Annotated in this window: 19 protein-coding genes; 5 read left to right on the top strand and 14 right to left on the bottom strand. The window is 72.8% G+C overall.

Features of this window, described 5'->3' with window-relative positions:
- Window positions 1-30 precede the first annotated feature (30 nt).
- The 3 genes from CFP66_RS14205 to CFP66_RS14195 all read right to left on the bottom strand — a co-directional run bounded on the left by CFP66_RS14205 (window position 31) and on the right by CFP66_RS14195 (window position 4,007).
- The gene (locus tag CFP66_RS14205) at window positions 31-2,055 is read right to left on the bottom strand and encodes a CocE/NonD family hydrolase (RefSeq protein ID WP_094924008.1); all 2,025 of its coding nucleotides are present in this window, start codon (window positions 2,053-2,055) and stop codon (window positions 31-33) included.
- Window positions 2,055-3,257, bottom strand: coding sequence for an acetyl-CoA carboxylase biotin carboxylase subunit family protein (locus CFP66_RS14200; RefSeq protein ID WP_094924704.1), 1,203 nt, complete (start codon window positions 3,255-3,257; stop codon window positions 2,055-2,057). Before CFP66_RS14200 ends, CFP66_RS14205 begins: the two co-directional genes overlap by 1 nt.
- Window positions 3,258-3,395: 138 nt before the next feature.
- Window positions 3,396-4,007: a TetR/AcrR family transcriptional regulator gene (locus CFP66_RS14195; RefSeq protein ID WP_094924005.1), complete on the bottom strand. Its 612-nt coding sequence runs from the start codon at window positions 4,005-4,007 to the stop codon at window positions 3,396-3,398.
- 96 nt (window positions 4,008-4,103) lie between these two features.
- Here CFP66_RS14195 and CFP66_RS14190 point away from each other — a divergent pair, with 96 nt between their 5' ends.
- Window positions 4,104-6,473 (top strand): PEP/pyruvate-binding domain-containing protein, encoded by a 2,370-nt coding sequence (locus CFP66_RS14190; RefSeq protein WP_094924003.1) that lies wholly within the window; start codon window positions 4,104-4,106, stop codon window positions 6,471-6,473.
- Entirely contained in the window at window positions 6,470-7,840 is a 1,371-nt protein-coding gene (locus tag CFP66_RS14185; protein WP_094924000.1) for an MFS transporter, read from the top strand. The genes CFP66_RS14190 and CFP66_RS14185 overlap by 4 nt, the downstream gene beginning before the upstream one ends.
- A 265-nt stretch (window positions 7,841-8,105) precedes the next feature.
- Here the strand turns inward: CFP66_RS14185 and CFP66_RS47905 are convergent, their stop codons facing one another.
- From CFP66_RS47905 to CFP66_RS47900, 7 genes are all read right to left on the bottom strand, one after another.
- A complete protein-coding gene (locus tag CFP66_RS47905) occupies window positions 8,106-9,068 on the bottom strand; it encodes a 2-hydroxyacid dehydrogenase (RefSeq protein ID WP_158228100.1) in 963 nt (320 codons plus the stop codon).
- Window positions 9,065-9,862, bottom strand: coding sequence for an HpcH/HpaI aldolase/citrate lyase family protein (locus tag CFP66_RS14175; protein ID WP_094923997.1), 798 nt, complete (start codon window positions 9,860-9,862; stop codon window positions 9,065-9,067). The genes CFP66_RS47905 and CFP66_RS14175 overlap by 4 nt, the downstream gene beginning before the upstream one ends.
- Before the next feature lie 20 nt (window positions 9,863-9,882).
- Window positions 9,883-11,079 (bottom strand): enolase C-terminal domain-like protein, encoded by a 1,197-nt coding sequence (locus tag CFP66_RS14170; protein WP_094923994.1) that lies wholly within the window; start codon window positions 11,077-11,079, stop codon window positions 9,883-9,885.
- Between the two features lie 23 nt (window positions 11,080-11,102).
- On the bottom strand, window positions 11,103-12,494 hold the full coding sequence (locus CFP66_RS14165; RefSeq protein ID WP_094923991.1) for an ABC transporter substrate-binding protein: 1,392 nt from the start codon (window positions 12,492-12,494) through the stop codon (window positions 11,103-11,105).
- A 28-nt stretch (window positions 12,495-12,522) separates the two neighbouring features.
- Window positions 12,523-13,389 (bottom strand): carbohydrate ABC transporter permease, encoded by an 867-nt coding sequence (locus CFP66_RS14160; RefSeq protein WP_198961445.1) that lies wholly within the window; start codon window positions 13,387-13,389, stop codon window positions 12,523-12,525.
- Window positions 13,390-14,310: a carbohydrate ABC transporter permease gene (locus tag CFP66_RS14155; protein WP_158228099.1), complete on the bottom strand. Its 921-nt coding sequence runs from the start codon at window positions 14,308-14,310 to the stop codon at window positions 13,390-13,392. It abuts the gene before it with no gap.
- 79 nt (window positions 14,311-14,389) lie between these two features.
- Window positions 14,390-14,596, bottom strand: a complete 207-nt coding sequence (locus CFP66_RS47900; RefSeq protein WP_158228098.1) for a hypothetical protein — start codon at window positions 14,594-14,596, stop codon at window positions 14,390-14,392.
- 171 nt (window positions 14,597-14,767) lie between these two features.
- On the opposite strand from CFP66_RS47900, the gene CFP66_RS14150 reads away from it, so the two are divergent.
- Window positions 14,768-15,448 (top strand): FadR/GntR family transcriptional regulator, encoded by a 681-nt coding sequence (locus CFP66_RS14150; protein WP_158228097.1) that lies wholly within the window; start codon window positions 14,768-14,770, stop codon window positions 15,446-15,448.
- Here the strand turns inward: CFP66_RS14150 and CFP66_RS14145 are convergent.
- Entirely contained in the window at window positions 15,435-15,890 is a 456-nt protein-coding gene (locus CFP66_RS14145) for a hypothetical protein (RefSeq protein ID WP_094923982.1), read from the bottom strand. The two genes, CFP66_RS14150 and CFP66_RS14145, sit on opposite strands and share 14 nt — an antisense overlap.
- A gap of 131 nt (window positions 15,891-16,021) precedes the next feature.
- Between CFP66_RS14145 and CFP66_RS14140 the strand changes: the two genes are divergently transcribed.
- Together CFP66_RS14140 and CFP66_RS14135 are read left to right on the top strand one after the other, a co-directional pair.
- Entirely contained in the window at window positions 16,022-17,179 is a 1,158-nt protein-coding gene (locus tag CFP66_RS14140; protein ID WP_094923979.1) for a sensor histidine kinase, read from the top strand.
- A complete protein-coding gene (locus CFP66_RS14135; RefSeq protein WP_094923976.1) occupies window positions 17,176-17,826 on the top strand; it encodes a response regulator transcription factor in 651 nt (216 codons plus the stop codon). Before CFP66_RS14140 ends, CFP66_RS14135 begins: the two co-directional genes overlap by 4 nt.
- 6 nt (window positions 17,827-17,832) lie before the next feature.
- Here the strand turns inward: CFP66_RS14135 and CFP66_RS14130 are convergent, their stop codons facing one another.
- The 3 genes from CFP66_RS14130 to CFP66_RS14120 are packed head-to-tail and all read right to left on the bottom strand — an operon-like array spanning window position 17,833 to window position 19,818.
- The gene (locus tag CFP66_RS14130; RefSeq protein WP_143517257.1) at window positions 17,833-18,348 is read right to left on the bottom strand and encodes an ATP-binding protein; all 516 of its coding nucleotides are present in this window, start codon (window positions 18,346-18,348) and stop codon (window positions 17,833-17,835) included.
- 40 nt (window positions 18,349-18,388) lie between these two features.
- Window positions 18,389-18,817 (bottom strand): STAS domain-containing protein, encoded by a 429-nt coding sequence (locus CFP66_RS14125; RefSeq protein ID WP_094923970.1) that lies wholly within the window; start codon window positions 18,815-18,817, stop codon window positions 18,389-18,391.
- Between the two features lie 35 nt (window positions 18,818-18,852).
- On the bottom strand, window positions 18,853-19,818 hold the full coding sequence (locus tag CFP66_RS14120; RefSeq protein ID WP_094924698.1) for an NADPH:quinone oxidoreductase family protein: 966 nt from the start codon (window positions 19,816-19,818) through the stop codon (window positions 18,853-18,855).
- Between the last annotated feature and the right edge of the window lie 923 nt (window positions 19,819-20,741).

Raw genomic sequence — 20,741 nt, 5'->3', positions numbered from 1 at the left:
CGGACATACCCGGCACGATAGCGCGCCATTTCACAGGTGGTCCCGGGCGATGCTGCGCGACCAGTCGCGGGAGAACGTGCGGTGCTCGCCCTCGTACGCGTCGAGGTGGCCGTGCACCTCGAAGGTGGTGGGCGTGCACGTCAGCACCGTACGGGTGATCGTGCGCGTGCTCCAGCCGTCGCGGTGCAGCGACAGCGACCACTCGACGTCCCCGCGGGGGGAGGCGAAGTCGTCGGCGAGCGAGCTGTAGCGCTCCACCACGCGCCGGCCGCTCGTCATCCCGGTGTCGTCGTAGCGCAGCACCCCGCCGTCCTTCACGATCTCCAGGACCGACCGGTAGTCGATGAGGTCCCGCGACACCGTCCAGCTGTTGTCGCCGGGTTCGAGCTGCGTGGTGGGCGCGGGCGGCGCGCCCTCGGGCTCGTCGAACGGGCGCAGCGACACCTCGTCGGCCTCGGCGACCGGGCGGACGGGCAGCACCAGCCGACTGGACCCGGTGCGGACGGTGAGGGCGGCCGGTTCCGGCGGGGGCCACGCGAGCGGCCAGTACGAGGTGGACAGCGACAGCCGGATCCGGTGCCCGGGCGGGAACGCCTGGGCCACGCCGTTGAGCTGCACCCGCACCCGCTGGAACTCGCCCGGCTCCACCGGCTCCGGCGCGTCGTCACGCTCGCGGTGGGTGAGGTTGAGCAGCCCGTAGGTCACGCGGGTCGCCCGCCCGTCCGGCGCCACGTCCGACAGCCGCGCCGCGACCATCGCGACGGGCCGGTCGGCGGCGACGTCCAGCTCCACGGCGGGCGCACCGAGGATCTCGCAGCGTTCGGTGAGCGGGTCGGTCTCGAAGACCAGCGAGCCGCCGTCCTCCTCGCGCTGGTCGTAGGGCAGGTCGGGGGGTGCGTTGTAGGACGCCCACTTCCCGGCGAACTGGCCGACCGACAGCGGCGACTGGACGTGCACCTCGCCCGGCTCGACCTCCTCCTCGGGACGCGCGATCCGGTGCGGGGCGAGCGCGCGGCTCACGGGCTGCACGTGCGGCGAGGGCCAGCTCGGCTCCCCGACCCAGCGCCCCGGCCGCTCCTCGTAGGCGGTGGAGGGCGGCACGCTCTCCTGCATCCACGTGCGCACCATCGGCCCGTCCTCGGCGCCGTTGTCGCGGTCGCGCAGCCACCGGTCGAACCAGCGGACCACCTCCTGCAGGTAGCCGATCGCCGGGCCCGGCACGCCCAGGTGCGGGTACTTGTGCGACCACGGTCCGACCAGACCCTTGCGCGGCACGTCGAGGTGCTCGAGCACGCGGAAGACGGCGTTGGAGTAGCCGTCGGCCCAGCCGCTGGAGGCGAACACCGGCACCTGCACGCTCGCGTAGTCCTCGCACACCGACGCGCGGCGCCAGTAGTCGTCGCGACGCTGGTGGGCGAGCCACTTGAGGATCCACGGCTCCGCCGCCTCGAGGCGCTCGTGCCACATCTCCCGCCAGCGCTCGCCGACCACGGCCGGGTCGGGCGGCAGCGTCGAGTAGGCGAACATCGTGCCCGCCTCTGCGAGGTTGTCCGAGAGCAGGCAGCCGCCCATGTAGTGCATGTCGTCGGCGTACCGGTCGTCGGTGAAGGACGCGATGACGATCGCACCGAGGCTCGGCGGCCGGCGCGCGGCCACCTGCAGCCCCGCGAACCCGCCCCACGAGATGCCCATCATCCCGGTGCGCCCGGTGCACCACGGCTGCTCCGCGAGCCAGGCCAGCGCCTCCTCGATGTCGCGGTGCTCCTGCTCGGTGTACTCGTCGAGCAGGGCGCCGTCGGAGTCGCCGCTGCCGCGCAGGTCCAGCCGCAGGCAGGCATAGCCGTGACCGGCGAGGTAGGGGTGGTGGACGGAGTCGCGCACCGAGGTCAGGTCACGCTGGCGGTACGGGATCGCCTCGCACACCGCGGGCACGGGCTCGCCGTCGGAGGACATCGGCCGCCACAGCCTCCCCGCCAGCTCGGCGCCGTCCGACATCGGGATGCGGACGGCCTCGGCCGGGCGGAGCTCGTGCGGGAGGGAGGTGACGGTGCGCATCAGTCGAACTCGTAGTCGAGAGCGGCGACCGCGCTCTCGTACTTGGCCACCAGCTCCGCTTCGTCGCGCGCACCGACGATCACGTCCGTGAGCTCGTAGCTGTAGCTGTCCTGGGCGGGCATCTCGGACAGCCGCTGCCCCTCCTGCGGCACCGGCGACAGCCGCACACCGGGGATGTCGCGCTCGATGCGGGCGATCTCCTCCGCGGTCGGGACGCGCCGCACCACCCCGTCGTCGAAGCGGCGGTGGTACCACTTCGCCGCGATCTCGTAGGGGCCCTTGCCGCGGGGCATGTCGGGGTCGTGCCCCAGCGCCAGCTCCACCATGGCGTGGTGGTTGGCGATGCCGTCGACGTCGGCGAACAGCTCGGCGTGCGACTGCGAGTGCCGCGGGTTGATCTCCAGTACGGAGACGGCGCCCGAGTCCGGATCGCAGAAGAACTCGACGCTGAACGTGGTCCAGTCCAGCCCGACCTGCGCGATCACGCGCTCGGACACGTCGACGAGCTCCCGCTGCACGCGCTCGGGCAGCTGCGACGGGTACTGGTGGCGCAGGAAGCTGGACCGCTGCGGGTAGGGGATGGAGTCGAGCACCCCGTAGACCACCACGCGCCCGTCGTGCACGTAGCCCTCGGTGGCCGCGCGCGCCCCGGTCATCGCCTGCTCGACCAGGCACGCCTGCCCGCCGACCTCGGCGATCTCCCGCGGCAGGTCGACCTGGTCGAGCACCCACTCGAACGGCCTGCCGAGCCGGCCCACCCCGTCGGCGATCTCGGCCATGGCGTCGGCGAACTGCTGCGCGTCGCGCACGTGGAAGGCCAGCTCGGAGGAGTAGGACTTCACCGGCTTGAGCCAGACCGGGAACTCGATCCCGTCGGGCAGCCGGGGCTCGTCGAGGTCCACGAGCCCGAAGCGGGGGTAGGCGTCGGTCACCTTCTGCTGCTCGAGCCGACTCCAGTACTTGTGCTCGCACTTCACCACCGCCGACAGCGGCGCGGAGTGCAGGTCGTAATGGCGCGCGAGCAGCGGGACCAGAGTGCTGATCGGGAAGTCCCAGAAACCGACGATCGCGTCGACGGGTGTCTCCCGCTCGTCGAGGGTGGCGACGGCGCGGTCGAGCAGGTCCGGGACGGACACCTCGCCGAGCTGCATCTCCTCCGGCGTCAACACCGGCACGAAGCGCTGCCGTTCATGGCCCGGCATCGCCCGCAGGACGTCCAGGTTGGTCTCGTCGGCCCCGAGGACCGCGATCGTCGTGTCGTCCGTTGCTTCTCGATCCACACGGTTCCGTTGCCCGTGCCGGGCCCGCCGAAACCCGGCAGGGGGCCCGCGTGCCGCCCGTCACGCCGGTGCGGGGCCGGTGAGGTAGCGCTGCAACGTCGGTCCCATCCAGTCCGCCAGCGCGTCCGCCGGGGTGGAGGCGAGCGGCTCGATGCGGACCACGTAGCGGGCGAGCGCCAGGCCCATCAGCTGCGAACCGACGAGCTCGGCGCGCAGGCGCGCGGGCTCCGGTACGGCCGCGGCGATGCGGGCGACGATCTCCCGTTCGACGTACTCGGTGAACATCGTGGCCGAGCGCTCGTCGGTGGGGGCGGACCGCAGCAGGGTCAGCAGCGGCTCGACGGGGGCGTGGTCCCACGCGGCGAGGAAGTGCCGCACGATGCGCTCCCCCAGGCCGTCCATTCCGCCCGCGAGCTCGGACGCCACCCGTTCGGCCGGGTTGACCGGCATCGCGAGCGCCGCGGCGAACAGCTGCGACTTCGCCTCGAAGAAGTAGTAGACCATCGCCGGGTCAACCTGCGCCTCCGCGGCGATCTGGCGGATCGTGGCCCGGGCGTACCCGCGCTCGGCGAAGCAGGCCCGGGCCGCGTCGAGGATGCGCCGGCGGCTGCGCTCCCCCGTGCGCCACCGGCCGGGTCGGCCGGGTCGGCCCTCCGACTCCTCGACGGTCATCGGCGCAGCTTAGTTCATCGGATGTTGAACAACAGGTGTCGCCGCGGTAGCGTGAACTCCACCAACTGGTGAACAAATCCGTACGGGAGGCCTGCCGTGGCCGACTACACGCTTGCGCTGTCGCACGTCGGACGTCACGACGCGGACCTCGTCGGGGGCAAGGCCGCCGGGCTCGGCGCACTGATCGGGGCGGGCTTCCCGGTGCCGGACGGGTTCGTCGTGACCACTGCCGCCTACCGCGACTTCCTGGACACCACCGGCCTGGCCGGACGCGGACCGCAGGAGCTGCACGAGCGGATCCCGTGCGCACCGGTTCCCGAACGGATCGTCGCGGCCGTGCGAGCCGCCGGCGCCGGGCTGCGCGGGCCGGTGGCCGTCCGGTCCTCGGGTACCGCGGAGGACCTGGCCGGAGCCTCCTTCGCCGGGCAGCACGACACCTACCTCGGCGTCGACGGCGAACAGGCGGTGCTCGCGGCCGTCCGCAACTGCTGGGCGTCGCTGTGGACGCCGCGGGCGGTGGCCTACCGCGAGCGCTACCGCTGGGACGAGAGCGACCTCGCGCTCGCCGTCGTCGTCCAGGAGATGGTGGACGCGGAGTGGGCGGGCGTGCTCTTCACCGCCGACCCCGTCACCGGACGGCGCGACCGCGTGGTGGTCGAGGCCGTCCGCGGCCTCGGCGAGGCGCTGGTCTCCGGCACCGCCACCGGCGAGCACCTCGTCGCCGACAAGGCCACCGGGCGGCCGGTGAGCGGCGCCGCGGCGGTGCCCGGCACCTGCGAGCTGGTGCGGATCGGCCGCGACGTCGAGGAGGCGTTCGGCGCGCCGCAGGACATCGAGTGGGCCTACACGGCGGGGCGGTTCCAGCTCGTGCAGGCCCGGCCGCTGACGGCCCTCCCGGACGAGCCGGACGCGCCGCCGCGCGGCGGGCGCCGGCGTCGGGACTACGGGATGGCCGCCGACCACATGCCGTTCCCGCCGTTCCCGATGGACACCTCGCTCTTCCTGCGCCCCGCGCTCCGCGCGGTCCTCGCCGCCACCCGGTCGGCAGGCCTCGCCACGCCGACGCTCGAGGAGACCGTGGTCGAGATCGACGACGGCGTGGTCCAGCTCGTCCCGCCGCCCGGAGTGCGGCTCACGGGACGGGCCGTCACCGGCCTCCCCCGCGCCCTGCCGGGCCTCGTCCGGCTGCTGTGCACCTCGACCACCGCGTGGCGGGACCGGTCGGATCGCACCCTGGTGGCGGGCTGCCGGCGCGCGGACGCAGCCGACCTGCGCGGGCTCTCCGACCGCGAGCTGCTCGAGCAGGTCGACGCCCTGCTGGCCACGACGGGCGGGCTCATGCCGTCGCGGTTCGGGGCCGTTCCCCGCGGCGTGCTGGCCGGCGCGATGTCCGAGCGGCTGCTGGCCGCGGTCGTCGGCCGGGAGCGGGTGGCTTCCCTGCACGCCGGGCTGATGTCCGCGATCCCCTGCGTCACGACCAGTGCCAACGCCGCGCTCGAGCGGATGGCCGCCACCGTCCGGGCGGACCCGGAGCTGCGCGACGCCTACTGCGAGGAGGAACCCGCGCAGGTGGCCGAGCGGCTGCGCGGGTCGGCGGCCGGGCGGGCGCTGCTCGCCGACGTCGACGCCTACCTCCGCGAGTTCGGCTTCCGCGAGATGTCGATCTTCACGGTCGGCCTGCCACCGCTGCGGGAGACCCCGGAGGTGGCACACGGGTTGATCAAGGGCCTCGCCCGGGGCCGGCCCGCCGACGTCGACGCCGCCACCCGCCTCGCCCGTGCCCGCGCCGAGCTCGCCTGCGCCCGCGGGCCGCGCGCGCGGCTGCTCGCCCCCGTGGTCCGGCGGCTGGTCGACGCGGCCCGCACGGCCGCGGGATTCCGGGAGGACAGCCACTACCAGCTCATGATGACGATCGCCGTGGTGCGGCGCGTGCTGCTGGAGCTCGGACGCCGGTACTGCGAACGCGGCCTGCTCGACACCCCCGACGACATCGCCTACCTGGAGCGCGCCGAGGTGTCCGACCTCGTGCCCGCCGCCGTCCGGGAGACCGTGGCGCGGCGCAAGGCCGCCCGCCGGGCCGCCCTCCCCGGCTACACGATCATCCCGGCGGAGCTGATGGCGTTGCCCGCCGAGGGCAGCGGGGTGCGCGGCACCCCCGCGAGCCGGGGCACCGCCGTCGGCCCGGTCCGAGTCGTCCACGACGAGTCGGAGTTCGCGACCCTGCAGGACGGCGAGGTCCTGGTCTGCCCCTACACCAACCCGACGTGGACGCCGCTGTTCGCACTCGCCTCAGCCGTGGTCGTCGACGCGGGCGGCGCCGCGTCGCACGCCGCGATCGTGGCGCGGGAGCACGGGATCCCGGCGGTCATGGGCACCGTCAACGGCACCCGGCTGCTGGTCGACGGGCAACGGGTCGTGGTGGACGGCAACGCCGGGACCGTCGCGCACGTCGGTGCGGCGGGTTGACCACGACCCGCCCCCTCCGGCCCGGCGCGATCACCGCCGTCGTCCTGTGCGGCGCGGTGCTCGGCCCGCTGAACTCCACGATGATCGCGGTGGCGCTGCCACCGATGGCGGCCGACCTGCGCGTCGACGCGGGCACGATGAGCTGGCTGGTCACCGCCTATCTGATCACGATGGCCGCGCTGCAGCCCCTCGCGGGCAAGCTCGGCGACCGGCTCGGGCCGCGACCGGTCCTGCTCACCGGGTACGCGCTGCTCTTCCTCGCCTCCGGACTCGCGGCGTTCGTCCACAGCCTGCCGCTGCTCGTCACGTGCCGCGTCGTCCAGGCCGTCGCGGGCGCGCTGCTGGCACCGACGGGTTTCGCGCTGCTGCGTCAAGCCGCTCCGCCCGACCGGTTGGGGCGGGCGTTCGGGGTGGTCGGCGCGGTGCTGCCGCTCGCGGCGGCGGTCGGCCCGGTGCTCGGCGGCGTCCTCGTCGAGTTCGGCGGCTGGCCGGCGATCTTCCTGGTCAACCTCCCGGTCACCCTGTTCGCGCTGGTGCTGGGCTGGTGGGTCATCCCGCACGCCCCGCGCCCCGCCAACCGCAGCGCCGGCGGGTTCGACGTCGTGGGAGCCGGGTGGCTGTGCGCCCTGCTCATCGGGCTGACCGTGCTGCTGGACACCGCTCCCGGCGGCGCCGTGCTCGCCGCGGCGTGCGCGGTCCTGGCCGTCGCCACGTGGGCCTTCGTCCGCCACGAGCGGCGCCATCCCGACGCGGTGCTCCCGCCGCGGCTGTTCACGCACCGCAGCTTCGTCGCCGCCGCCGCCGGCATCGGGCTGTCCAACCTCGCCTTCTACGTCACGCTGCTCGCCGTGCCGCTGCTGCTGCACGACCGCGGGATCGACGGCGCGCAGGCTGGCCTCGTCCTCGGGGCGCTGACGCTCGCGTCCTCCCCCCTGGCCGTGTTCGGCGGCCGGCTCGCGGACCGCGCCGGGCTGCGGCTGCCCGCCGTCGCCGGGCTCGCGCTGGTCCTGGCCGGCCTGGTGCCGCTGGTGCTCGACCCGGCAGGGCTCCCCCTCCCGCTGCTGGTCGCCGCGCTGGCCGTGATGGGCGCGGGCGTCGGCCTGTCGATGCCCGCCTTCCAACTCGGCGCCCTGCACGACGTGGCGCAGCACGACACCGGGACGGCGACCGGTGTCTTCTTCACGAGCCGCTACCTGGGCAGCGTGGCCGGGGCGAGCCTGCTGGCAGGCCCACTGGCCCCCACGAGCCCCGGCACGGAGACGCTGCTGTTCATCGTGCTCGCGATCGCCGCGGCAGCCGGTGTCGCGGCGGCCGCCGCCCTGCCCTCCGGAGCGCAGGCGAGCCCGGCTTCCCGCGGGGGGCGCTGAGCCGGCTCGTGGGCGTGAGCTCCTCCCCGTGGCCCTGCCTCGTAGCCCGGGCTGCGGTGGGCGTGCCGTTCCCGGCTCGACACTTCCTGCCTCGCCGCCGCCCGGGGTCCGACGATCACAGACGCGAGCCCTGCTGGAGGAAGATCCCACGACGAGCGAGACGTGAGCGGGGTTCGATCAGGGCGCGACCCCGCTCACGTCTCGCTCGTGCTGCACCGGCCGCCACGAGGACGGTGCGTCCCGGACCACCGCGACGATTCGCGCCTCAGCCGGGCGGCGGCACCGGGGTGACCGCCTGACCCGTGGCGAACCAGCTCCGGATGTTGTCGATCATGCATTGGTCCATGTCCTGGCGGGTCTCCTCCGTGTTGCTCGCGATGTGCGGGAGCACCACCACGTTGTCCGCCTCGCGCAGCGCCGCAGGGACGTGCGGCTCCTCGGCGAACACGTCCAGGCCGGCCCCGCCGATCGTGCCCGAGACCACGGCGTCCACCAGCGCCTGCTCGTCGACCAGCCAGCCGCGGGAGATGTTGACGAACACGCCCTCCGGGCCGAGCGCGGCGAGCATCTCGGCGCCGACGAGGTCGCGCTGCCCCGGCCCGCCCGCCGCGCACAGGAACAGGAAGTCCGAGGCCTCGGCCAGCTCCACGCCGGTGCGGTGGAGCCGGTACTCGACGTCCGGCGCGGGCCGCGGGTCGTAGTAGCCGATCTCCATGTCGAACGCGGCGAGGCGCTTCGCGAGCATCCGCCCGATCCGGCCCATCCCGAGGATCCCGGCCTTCTTACCGGAGAACCGGCGCCCCGACGCCGGGGGCCCGCCGGTCCCCCACCGGCCCGCCCGCACCCACCGGTCCCCCGCGGTGACCCGGCGGGAGACGTCCATGGCCAGGACGACGGCGGTGTCGGCGACGTCCTCGTAGAGCACCGGGGTGGTCGTGACCACGACGCCGCGCTCTCCCGCCGTGGTGAGGTCGGTGCGCTCGAGCCCGACGCCGAACAGCGCCACGATCTCCAGCTTCGGCAACGCCTCCATCGTGGCCGCCGAGAGCCCCACCATCGGGCTGGAAAGCGCGCCGCGGATCCGTTCGGCCGCAGGCCCCAGCGCGGCGGCGAGATCGTCACCCGCCCCGACGTGGTGCAGCGTGAACTCGGCACCCAGCGCCTCCAGCACCGCGGGACGGGCACCGCCGATCACGGCTAGCTCGACCCGGTCTGCCGGGGCCGTCACGCGTACTGCCCCGTCGAGGGCAGCACGACGTCGCGGCTGCCCTCGAACGCCTGCGCGACCACGGTCGTGGCCGCCTGCCGCATCAGCGCCGCGTCGGAACCGACGGTGAACATGCCGTACCCGCGGGCGTGCCAGCGCCGGACGGTCTCGACGCTGTCGCAGTGGATGCCCGCGACGATCCCGGCCCGCCGGCAGCCCTCGATGACGGTCTCGATCAGCGCCTCGTGCTCCGGGTCCGTGACGTTGAGCGTGGGGGTCATGCCGTGGCCCAGCGCCAGGTCCGACGGGCCCACGTACACCGCGTCGACGCCGGGCACGGCGAGGATCGCGTCGAGGTTCTCGACCCCGCCCGGCGTCTCGATCATCACCGCGACGACGGTGCGCCGGTTGGCGAGCTCGGGGCTGTAGCCCTCGACGTCCAGGGCCGCGCGGATCGGCCCCCAGGACCGCATCCCCATCGGCGGGTACTTCACGGCCGCCACCGCCGCCCGCGCCTCGTCGGCCGAGCTGACCATCGGCACGATCACTCCCTGCGCGCCGGCGTCGAGGGCCTTCATGATGTGGTCGGGCTGGTTCCACGGCACGCGCACGAACGCGGGCGTGGCGGTGATCGACAGTGCCTGCAACATCGGGACCAGCTGGTCGTAGCCGATCAGGCCGTGCTGGGTGTCCACGCAGACCCAGTCGAAGCCCGAGCGGCCCATCAGCTCAGCGGAGAAGGCACTCGGGATCGAGCACCACCCCCCGATCGTCGCCTCGGTGCCGTCCCAGTGCTCCCGCAGCGTCCGTGCCATGCCGTCTCCCTTGCTCGTCGTCACGCGAAGGTCAGCTCCTGCCTGCTCTCGATGCGGTTCTCGTCCAGATCCATGCCCAGACCCGGCTGGGTCGGCGGGGTCAGCACGCCGTCCACGGGGTGGACGGGATGGGCGAGGAACCACTGGTGCAGCGTGTTCCACTTGATCAGGTACTCGATCATCGGTGTGAGCGTCGGCGACAGCGCGAAGCTCAGGTGGGTGTTGGCCGGCACCGAGTGCCCGTGCGGGATGAGCTGCACGTCGTACGCGCTCGCCAGGGCCGCGATCTTGAGCATCTCGCTGATGCCGCCCGCCCAGTAGGTGTCGGGCTGGTACAGGTGCATGGCGCCGGCGGCCATCAGCTGGTGGATGCCCCAGCGCGTGTACTCGTGCTCGGCGCCCGACACCAGGATCCCGGGGCGCATCCGGCGGGTGATCTCGGCGTAGGACGCGGGCTTGTCCGGCATGACCGGCTCCTCGATCCACCGCGGCGCGTACTCGGCGAGCCGCTCGGCCATCTGCAGCGTGTACGGCACGTCCCAGGACATCCAGGCGTCGACCATGATGTCGACGTCCGGACCCACCGTCTCGCGCAGCGCCGCGACCAGCGCGACGTTGGCCTCGATCCCGGCCTTGCCGTCGGTCGGCCCGTGCCGGGGGAACCACTTGGTGGCGGTGAAGCCGCGGCCCACGATCTCCGCGGCGCGCTCCCGCGCCTTGTCCGGGTCGAGCGAGTAGCCCAGCGCGGAGGCGTAGGCCGGGATCGTCGCCCGTGTCGGCCCGCCCAGCAGGACGTGCACCGGCACGCCGAAGAAGCGGCCCTTGAGGTCCCACAGCGCGCAGTCCAGCGCGCTGATCGCCATCATCTCCACACCCTTGCGGCCGTGCACCGCGTAGCGGTACATGACGTCCCACAGGTACTCGGTGGCCAGCGGGTCCTGGCCCGTCAGCAACGGCACGAAGCCGGTCTCGATCACGTGCGCCTGTTCCCGGGTGATCGGCCCCGCCGTCCCCGTGACGCCCTCGTCGGTCTGGATGTGCACGAACACCGACGTGACCCGGTAGGAGCCCGAACCGGTGGGCGGGAGGAAGCCCGGACCCTCGGCCCGGAACTGCGGGTAGATGTCGACCGGGCGGATGAGGCGTTCCTCCCAGAACGCACCCGGGTGGTCGAGCGTGCCGGTGTACTCCACGCAGCGAACGGCTGCGATCTTCACGTGTCCGGTCCCCTTCCTGGCCGCTAGCCGCGGTCGAAGTCCTCGAACTGCTCCTGGATCTGCTCGAGTGCCCAGTCGGCACCCTCCTGCGGTGACTGGCCCTGCAACGCCACCCGGCCGAGCGCGTTGCCCCACACCTGCAAGCTCTCGACCTGGGCGTAGGCCGGGTTGAGGTTCGCCCAGGACGGGACGGTCGGCCCGCGCAGCTGCGCCACGACCGCCTGGATGTTCGGGTCCTCGGACTGGGCGAAGTACGGGTCCTCGAGCAGCTGGGTGTGCACCGGGAACCAGCGGGCCTGACCGCCTTTCAGGATCTCGACCATGTTCTCCGGGCGCATGGCGAACGTGAGGAAGTCGAGCGCCATCTCCTTCTTCTCACTCGCCTCGAACACGACGGCGTCGTGCACCAGCGTGATCGAGGGCATCGGTCCGCCGACCGCCCGCTCCGGGAAGCCGGTGGTCACGATGTCCTGCCACTGCTGCGGGTCCTCGTCCTTCACCGCGCCGGGCATGGACAGCGACCCGTTCGGCGTGCACAGCACCGAGTGGTTGAGGAAGTAGGTGTTGTTGCTGCTGTCCTGCCAGTTGACGGCGTCGCCCGGGGTGTAGGCCTGCTTGTGCAGATCGGTGATCCAGGCCAGCGCGTCGGCGATCCCGCCACGCAGCTCGTCGACGGGGCGCAGGTTGTTCTGGTCGTCGAACATGTCCACGCCGTAGGCCAGTAGCGCCTGCTGGGTGTCGTAGTTGGTGTCGCCCGCAGCCGTGCCCATCGGCCAGCCGAGGGCGAACACCTCGTCGTTGCCACGGGCGCGGTGGGCGTCCTGCGCATCGCGCCAGAACTGCCAGTAGCCCGCCCAGTCGGCCGGCGCCCGGGCGTGGTCCATGCCGACGTCGGCCAGCATGCTGCGCCAGTGGAACAGCGACACCGTGAACTGCCACATCGGCACGCAGTAGTACGCGGTGCGTTCCTCCTCGTTGTTGTACAGCTGGGCGGACCGCAGCGCGCCCTCGGTGAGGTCCAGCGCCTCGACCACCGGCGTCACGTCGGCGAGCAGCCCTTCCCACGCGTGCTTGGGTGTCATCCCCTTCTCGGCGAACAGCACGTCGGGCGTCTGACCGGCGGCCACCGCGCTCTGCTCCTTCTGCGCGATGTCCTGCGTGCCGTAGAACTGCAGGTCCAGGCGCTGACCGGACTGCTGCTCCCACGCCCGGCCCACTTGGATCACGGCCTCGTCCTCCGCCGGGTAGAAGCCCTGGTTCCACCACACGACCAGCGCGTCGCTGCTGCCGGCGCCGGAGCTGCCGCAGGCCGAGAGCAGCGGCGCGGCCGACGCGCCTGCGGCCAGGAGCCCGGCGCCGCGCAGGAACTCGCGCCTTCCCATGAACCGGTGGTCGGAGCGCATCCCCGTTCTCATCGCCGTTCCCTTCTCCTCGTCGAGCAGGTCACGTCTTCACGCCCCCGGCGGTCATCCCGCTGGTGACGTTCTTGCGGAACACGTAGTAGACGATCACCGGCGGGACCGCGTAGAACAGCGATGTGGCCATCAGCAGGTTCCACGGCACCTGGTCGGTGTTGAGGAACGACCCGAGCGCCACGGGCAGCGTCATGTTCTCCGCGGAGTTCAGCAGCAGGAACGCGAGCAGGTACTCGTTCCAGGCGCTCAACATCGCGTAGGTGCCGATCGCCACGAGCACCGGTCGCATCAGCGGCAGGTAGATGCGGAAGTAGATCTGCCAGTTGGTGGCGCCGTCGACGCGCGCGGACTCGTCCAGCTCCCGCGGGATGCCGCTCTTGGCGTACTGCGTGAACACCCACATCGCGTACGGCGACGCGAACGCGGTCATCGAGAGGATCAGCGCCCACGCCGTGTCGAGCAGGCTGTAGGTGGCCATCGCCTGGTAGAGCGGGATGGCGAGGAAGCTCGTGGGAACGACGTAGGTGGCCAGCGCGGCATTCGACAGCGCGTTGCCCCAGCGGGGCCGCAGGCGCGCGATCGCGAAACTGGCGAGCGTGCCGATCGCGAGCACCAGCAGTGTGGTGACCACGGCGACGTAGATGCTGTTCCACAGCTGCCGCCAGAACTGCTCGATGAAGAAGTCGCCCGCGGTGAGAACGGTCCAGAAGTTCTCCAGCGTGGGGTTCTGCGGCCACAGGTGGCGCTCGAACACCTCGCCGTCGGGGCTCAGCGCCATCATCACCATGTGGTAGATCGGCAGCAGCGTCCACACCAGCAGGACGACCGCGATCGCCCCGAGCCCCACCGCCCGCCGCGCCCGTGCGGCAGGCGTGCCCATCGTCGTCGTGGCCACCTACACCCCCTCCCTGCCGAGCCTGCGCACCAGCACGACGATCAGCGGGACGATCACCGGGAGTGCGCTCAGCGCCACCGCGACGCCCTGCTCGATGTCGCCGACGGCGAACGCGTACCGGATGCCGAGCGTGGCCAGCACGTGCGTGGAGTCGGCAGGGCCGCCCCCGGTGATGAAGTGGATGCTGTTGTAGTCCGAGAGCGTCCAGATCGTGGAGAGCAGCGCGCTGGTCAGGAACACGTTGCTGAGCATCGGGAAGGTCACCCACCAGAAGCGCCGCAGCCCGGTGGCGCCGTCCACCGCGGCCGCCTCGTACACGTCCTGCGGGATCGCCATCCGGGCCGCGAGCATGATGAGCGTCCAGAACGGCAGCCACTTCCAGATGTGGGCGCCGATCGCGGCCGCCATCGCCCACCAGTAGTCGATCAGCCAGGCCGGGTTCTCGACCCCCACCGTGCCCAGCAGCGTGCCCAGCATCCCCCACTGCGGGTTGAGCATCCAGTGGATCGACAGCAACGCGGGCACCGAGGGGATCGCCCACGGCAGCAGGCTGATCGCGAGCAGGGCCCGGATCCACCCCGACCCCAACGCGAAGAACCCGGAGAGCAGCAGCGCCAGCACCAGCTTGAGGTTCACCCCCACGCCCACGAACAGCACCGTGTTCCAGACCGTCCAGAGGTAGGTCTCGTCGGTGAACAGGTCCTCGTACAGATCGAGGTCGCTGCCCAGCCAGAACCCGTAGACCACGGGGTAGCCCACGACCAGCAGCGACGTGATGACGAACGGGACGGCGAAGATCACCGGCCAGTTGGCCAGCGGCGGGAGGCGGGCGGGCCAGGGCGTGCGTTCCGCGGGCCAGGACGGCGCGGCGTCCCCGTCCGGCGCAGGGCGCGGCGAACGGTCGACCGTGTGCCTGGTCATCGCGGGTCCTCCTCCTCGGGGCGTGCGGCGACCACCGTCCGAGCCGGTCGGACGATCGGCGGGGCGGAAGTGGGCGCGGCTACCCGGCGAGGGCCTTCCCGAGAGCGGCGAGCCGCTCTCCCGTCCGGTCGAGGTCGGAGCCCGGGGAGCGGATCCGACCGACGTCTGCGCCCGGGTACCCCTCGTCAGGCGGGCGCACGTCGAACGTCTCGATCGCATCGGACGGGGTCGGCGAGTCGTACCCGCGAGGCGCCTCCGGCACGGACGGATCGAGCGCGTCGAGCATCGGGCGGAACTCCTCTCGACGTGGAAACCAGCGGCGAGCGGGGACGGCGGTGGCCCCCGGGAGCGTAGGAACGTGGCCGAAGCGTAACATCTGGTCTGACCAGATTGGAAGACCGCGCGTCCCCGATGCCCGCCCGGTCGGCACAGGAGGAGTGGGCATGGAGGAGTGGTCGTGAAGGAACCGCACGCACTGGTGGCCGAGCTCGTCCCGTTCCTGCTCTCCCGGGGCTACGCCCCTCACGAGCGGGCGCCGTCGGAGCGCGAGCTCGCCGAGCGGTTCCGGGCCAGCCGGCCCCAGGTGCGCGAGGCCCTGTCCGTCCTCGAGGCGCTGCGCGTGATCGAGCGCCGCCCGAAGTCGGGCATCTACATGACCACCGAGTCGGCCAGCATCGAGGCGCTCGCCCTGTTCGCCGAGCTCGGCATCCCGCTGTCCCGCGACGAGATCGACCAGACCGCCGAGGTCCGGCGCATCCAGGAGCTCGAGGCCATCCGCCTCGCCTGCCGCCGCCACCGCGAGGAGGACATCGACGCGCTACGGCGCTGCCTCGCCGAGTGGGACCACGCCCTCGCCACCGGCGGCCCGGTCGGCGAGCTGGACCGCGACTTCCACTGCGGCATCGTCTCGGCCACCCAGAACTCGGTGCTCCTGCGCCTGGTCAACATCTTCTACCTGATGACCGTGCGCCAGCGGGAGTACTACTTCCGCGACCGCGAACGCTGCCGCACGTCCGACGCCCAGCACCGGCGCATCTTCCAGGCCGTCCTCGAGCGCGACGAGGACCGCGCCGCAGACCTCCTCGGCGCCCACCTGGTGAGCGCAGGCAGCTACTGGCACGAGCTCATCGTCGGCTGACGACCTTGCTGATCCCCCAGGCCACCAGCCCGCTCACCGCGCCCACGAGGACACCGGTGAAGACGCTGCCGACCGCCGCGAAGCTCCGCACCACGACCGCGCTGGTCGCCGCCGGGACGTCGGCGAGGTTCCCGCCCAGCCGGGGCGTGCCGTCGGGGAAGCTCACGTCCCAGAGCAGCTGGTGACCCAGCGCGAGGAGGACGCCGTAGATCGCGCCGATCACCAGGAGGGTCAGGAACGGGTTGGGCACCCGCCGCAGCACCACCACCGCGATCCAGGCCACCGGGGGCACGAAGACGAACAGGGCGTTGGGGAAGGTGCCCTCCTGGATGACGTCGAGGTCGTGCAACACCACCCGCGGCGCGGCGAGCAGCGCCAGGCCGACGAGGGCGAGCACGGGGAGGCCGAGCGCGGAGCGCTCCTGCCGGCGGGTGTTCTCCATGTCGGGCGACGCTAGGAGCGCGGGAACCGCGCGCCATCCGTCTCCGATCTCGACCGGGTACGTCCAGGAGCGACGGATCGGGTCGCTCCTCGACGCTGACCGCGCCGCCCCGGATTCCCTACGCTCCTCACGTGGACGATCACGCAAGGCGCCGGCCGTTCCCGGCGTGGTCGGTGGACACCGCGCTGGGCGTGGGAGTCGCGGTCGTGGTCTCGGTGGTGATCTCCGCCGGGCAGGGCGGGCGCCAGCACCCGGACGCGGCCGCGTACCTGTGGGCGGTGGGCCTCGGCGCGCTCATGCTCGCCCGGCGCCGCTACCCCCGTGCCGTGCTGGCCGTCAGCGTCCTCGGCCTGTTCGCCTACTACGCCGCGGGCTACCCCGCCGTCGGCCTCGCCGTCCCGGTGGCCGCCGCCCTGTTCTCGGCGGCGGAGGCCGGACGCCTGGCCACCGCGATCGGGGCCTCGCTCGTCGCCGTCGGCACATCACTGTGGTTCCGGCTGCTCGAAGGGCAGGACGTCGCGTTCGTCCTGGGTTACGACCTCGTCCCGCACGTCACGCTCATGGCCGCGGCCATCGCGCTCGGTGACACGCTGCGCAGCCGCCGGGCCCAGCGCGCGCAGCAGCACGAGCTCACGCGGTTGCAGGCGCGGCAATACGCGCAGGACGCCGAGCGGCGCGTCCACGCCGAACGCCTCGCGATCGCCCGCGACCTGCACGACTCACTCGGCCACACGGTCGCGGTGATCTCCCTGCACGCCGACGTGGCGCGCGAGGCGGTCGGTCGCGACGAGGGCGCGGCCCGCGAGGCCCTCGCGCTCATCCGCGACGCCGCCGGTCGCACGATGCGCGAACTGCGCACCACCGTGGCCGTGCTGCGCGCGCCCGACGAGGCCACCGACCGGCTGGTGTCGCTCTCGGGTGTCGAGCCGGTCCTGCGCACCGCGCGCGAGGCGGGCATCCGCGTCATCGAGGACATCGACGTCGCGCCGGGCACACTCCCGGCGACGGTCGACGCGGCCGCCCACCGGATCGTGCAGGAGGCGGTGACCAACGCGGTGCGACATTCCGGGGCGGAGCACGTCCACGTCGTCGCCCGCACGGACGGGACCGCGCTCGCGCTGTCGGTCACCGACGACGGTGGCGCGGTGGCGTCGCCGGGAACCGGCGGCCACGGCATCGCCGGCATGACCGAACGCGCCCACGCCCTCGGCGGTGAGCTCACGGCCGGCGCCCGCGAGGAGGGAGGGTTCGGCGTGCAGGCCCGAATCCCCCTGGAGCCCCCGCCGTGATCCGCGTGGCGCTCGTCGACGACCAGGACCTCGTGCGCGCCGGGCTGCGGGCGCTGCTGGAGACCGAGCCCGGGATCACCGTCGTCGGCGAGGCCGCGGACGGTCGCGCCGGGCTGTCGGTCGTCCGGCAGCACCGGCCCGACGTCGTGCTGGTCGACATCCGCATGCCCGTGATGACCGGGCTGGAGGCGGTGGCCGCGATCCGGGCCGACCCCGCACTCGCCGCCGTCCGCACCGTCATCCTCACCACGTTCGACGACGACGCCGACATCGTCGAGGCCGTCACCCTCGGCGCCGCCGGCTACCTGCTCAAGGACATCGGTGCCGAGGACCTCCGCCGCGCCGTCCACACCGTCGCCGCGGGCGACAACCTGCTGTCCCCCGCGATCACCCGCCGCGTCATGGACCGGCTGGCCGCCGCGCCGGCCCCGCCGCAACCCGACCCGCGTCTGTCCCTGCTCACCGACCGCGAGCTGGCCGTGCTCGCCCGGGTCGGGCTCGGCGAGACCAACGACGAGATCGGGCGCGCCCTGTACATCAGCCCGGCCACCGCACGCACCTACGTCAGCCGGCTGCTCGGCAAGCTGCACGCCCGCGACCGCACCGCGCTCGCCGTGATCGCCCACCGTTCGGGGCTGACGGGCTGACCGGCCTCAGCCCCGCCGTGCCCGCGGCGCCGGCCGGCTGGTCAGCCTCACGGTGGTGCCACCCTCGTCGCCGTCGATGACGACCTCGTCGCCGCCGGCGCGGATCATCCGCAGCCCGTGGCCGCGGTGCGCGGCGTCGCTCGGCTGCCGCCACCCGCCCGAGTCGCGGACCGTGAGCGCCACCCGCTGGGCGCTGTCGGGATCTGCCACCAGCTCGGCCACCACCTCGACGACGGCGTCCTCGTGCCCCGCGCTGCCCGACCGCACGCCGTAACCGTGCTCCACGCTGTTGCTGACGGCCTCGCTGAGCGCCAACACCAGGTCCTCGCGCTGCGCGGCGGGCCAGACCAGGTCACGGAGCCAGTGCTCGAGCCGGTCACGCGCGATGGAGGGCGCCACCCAGTCGGCCGGCAGCGCCATCCGCAGCGGGGGAACGGTGGACGGCGACCGCGCGGCGGCGCCCGACAGTGGCACCCGAGGCGGGCGGCCCGGATGCTCGTCCTGGTCGGATGGCGGTTTCACGTCAGGATCGTCCTCCCGGAGTACTCGGCCCGCAGACCGATCACTCCGTCACGGTGCCGGCCACGGCGGCGTCCACGTCGTGGTAGAGCGCGAGGACCGCGTCGTAGCCGGTGAGCTCGATCGGCCGCAGTACCGGCCGGTTGTGGTCGACGACGACGCGCAGCGGTTCGAACCCGGGGCGCGTCGCCGCCCGTTCGGTGCCGTCGGCGAGCGCGCGCAGCCCGGACGACCCGAAGAACCCGACCTCGGTGAGGTCCAGGACGAGCGGGCGCCCGTCGAGCTGGTCGAGCGCGGCGACGATGAGCGTGCGGAGCCGGGGCGCCGTGAGGCCGTCGACCGCGCCGCTCACCTGTACGACGACGGCATCGGGCCGATCCTCTCGCCGGAGGCCGATCAGCTGCTCCACCGGCGGGTGCACTGTCGTCGCCTCGCCACCGTCAGGAGTGAGTTCGTCCCCAGCAGGCTTCACGCGACGACCCTAACGGCCCGGCGTTCACTGCCGGTTCACGGCTCGACGACGACCTTGCCCAGCACGCTGCGCGCCCCCAGCAACGCCACGGCCTCGCCCGCACGCTCCAACGGGAACGTCGCACTGATCGGCGGATCGATCACGCCGGACCCGAGGTGCGGCAGCAGCCGGTCCCACTCCGCGCGGGTGAACCCCGGCCGTGACGCGGCGTAGGCGCCCCAGCCGACGCCGCGGACGTCGATGTTGTTGAGCAGGAGGCGGTTGACCTTCACCGTGGGGATGTCGCCCGCGGTGAAGCCGATCACCAGCAACCGGCCGAGCGGGGCGAGACTGCGCAGGGAGTCGGTGAACCGGTCACCGCCGACCGGGTCGACCACCACGTCGACACCCTTGCCGCCCGTCAGGTCCCGGACCGCGTCCTTGAACCCGTCCGCGAGCACCGACTCGTCGGAACCGACGGATGCGGTGAACTCGGCCTTCTCCGGCGTGGAGACCACCGAGATCACCCGCGCCCCCAACGCCTTCGCCAGCTGGATGCTCGCCGTGCCGATCCCACCCGCCGCGCCCTGGACGAGCACGGTCTCGCCCTCGACCAGCTGCGCGCGCGTGGTCAGCGCGAAGATCATCGTCAGGTAGTTCAGCGGAACGCAGGCCCCGGCCGCGAACGAGACCGCGTCCGGCAGCGGGTAGACGTTCTGCACGGGCACGGCGGCCAGCTCGGCGAACCCGCCGATGGTGCTCGTGGCCGCGACCCTGTCGCCGGGCGCGAACTCCGAGCCGGGCGGGGCCTCGCGCACCACCCCGGCGAACTCGCCGCCCAGCACGAACGGCACCTCGGGCTTGTACTGGTACATGTCCTTGGTCAGCAGCAGATCCGGGAAGTTCACCCCGGCCGCCTTCACCTCGACCAGCACGTCCTGCTCGCCGCGGACCGGGTCCGCGACGTCGGCGACCTCGACCGCCTCCGGCCCGTCGAGCCGCTTCACCTGCACCGCACGCACGCGCACCACCCCTGTCGATCAACCATCGGCGCTGCCAGTGTCCCAGGCGCAGCAGGATCGAGTCGGCCAGATCAGCTCCAGCCGGAGACCCCACGGCCGCAGGTGATCTCCCGGTCGGACAGCCCGAGCCGGCGTGGAAGCCTGCGTCGAGAGCCGCGGGGTCACGACCGTCGTCTCGTGAGCACCCCCGGTCCCGGCTCGAAGTCGGCGGAGCGGCCAGGGGCGGCGTTCCCGGCACAAGGCTGTTCCGAACTCGGCGACACTTTCTCCGATCATTGCCGCTCGCGCTCCCCGAGCATTCCCGTTTTCATGATCCGATAGACGTGAGAGGAATTCGAGGAAGATCCAGCCCCTCTCACGTCTACGTCGTCGTGGAATCTCCTGTGGGCGCGCCGTTCCCGGCTCGCTGCCACTGCCTCACGCCAGGTCTGGGCCTTCCATGTGATCGGCCGGGTTTTCCCTGTTCTCGATCGTTGGCGGGGTGGTCGGGTTGGCGCAACTGCCGACCGAATATCGTGGCTGGGTGGGCGGCCGTTCCCGGCGCGGGCCCAGGCCTGTCCGGGACGAGCCCGTCGCTGCCGCGTGCTCGCGCACTTTGCGGTGGTCCCGTTCCACCCCCTCACAACGATCGTCGGGCCGGTTCGGGCGTGTTTCCGGCCATGGTCGGCGGGATCGGGACATGGGCGGCAGGGGGCGGGCGTTGCAGAATCGGTCCCGGCCGTGCCGCTCCCGCGCTGTGTCGACGGCGCCTGAAGACTGACCCCCATGCGGCGGGGTCGACAAGGGGTCAGTTTCAGCCGACGTTGACACGCTGCGCGCTCCCGCGCTGCCTCGAGCATGGGCGCATGGCGGTCGGCGATCTTCGATCATGATCGTCCGCCTGTGACTGCTGCTGCCGGTCGGGGCGCGGTCCGCGGTGATCG

This window comes from Pseudonocardia sp. MH-G8 (assembly GCF_002262885.1).
Taxonomy (GTDB): Bacteria; Actinomycetota; Actinomycetes; order Mycobacteriales; family Pseudonocardiaceae; genus Pseudonocardia.
This window is presented reverse-complemented; position numbering and strand designations above follow the sequence as displayed.

What these genes read in the sequence shown, in the direction of transcription:
- CFP66_RS14155 (WP_158228099.1), bottom strand. Translation starts at nt 14,310, where the DNA reads ATGACCAGGCACACGGTCGACCGTTCGCCGCGCCCTGCGCCGGACGGG.
- CFP66_RS14200 (WP_094924704.1), bottom strand. Translation starts at nt 3,257, where the DNA reads ATGCCGGGCCATGAACGGCAGCGCTTCGTGCCGGTGTTGACGCCGGAG.
- CFP66_RS14205 (WP_094924008.1), bottom strand. Translation starts at nt 2,055, where the DNA reads ATGCGCACCGTCACCTCCCTCCCGCACGAGCTCCGCCCGGCCGAGGCC.
- CFP66_RS14165 (WP_094923991.1), bottom strand. Translation starts at nt 12,494, where the DNA reads ATGAGAACGGGGATGCGCTCCGACCACCGGTTCATGGGAAGGCGCGAG.
- CFP66_RS14175 (WP_094923997.1), bottom strand. Translation starts at nt 9,862, where the DNA reads ATGGCACGGACGCTGCGGGAGCACTGGGACGGCACCGAGGCGACGATC.
- CFP66_RS14145 (WP_094923982.1), bottom strand. Translation starts at nt 15,890, where the DNA reads ATGGAGAACACCCGCCGGCAGGAGCGCTCCGCGCTCGGCCTCCCCGTG.
- CFP66_RS14195 (WP_094924005.1), bottom strand. Translation starts at nt 4,007, where the DNA reads ATGACCGTCGAGGAGTCGGAGGGCCGACCCGGCCGACCCGGCCGGTGG.
- CFP66_RS47900 (WP_158228098.1), bottom strand. Translation starts at nt 14,596, where the DNA reads ATGCTCGACGCGCTCGATCCGTCCGTGCCGGAGGCGCCTCGCGGGTAC.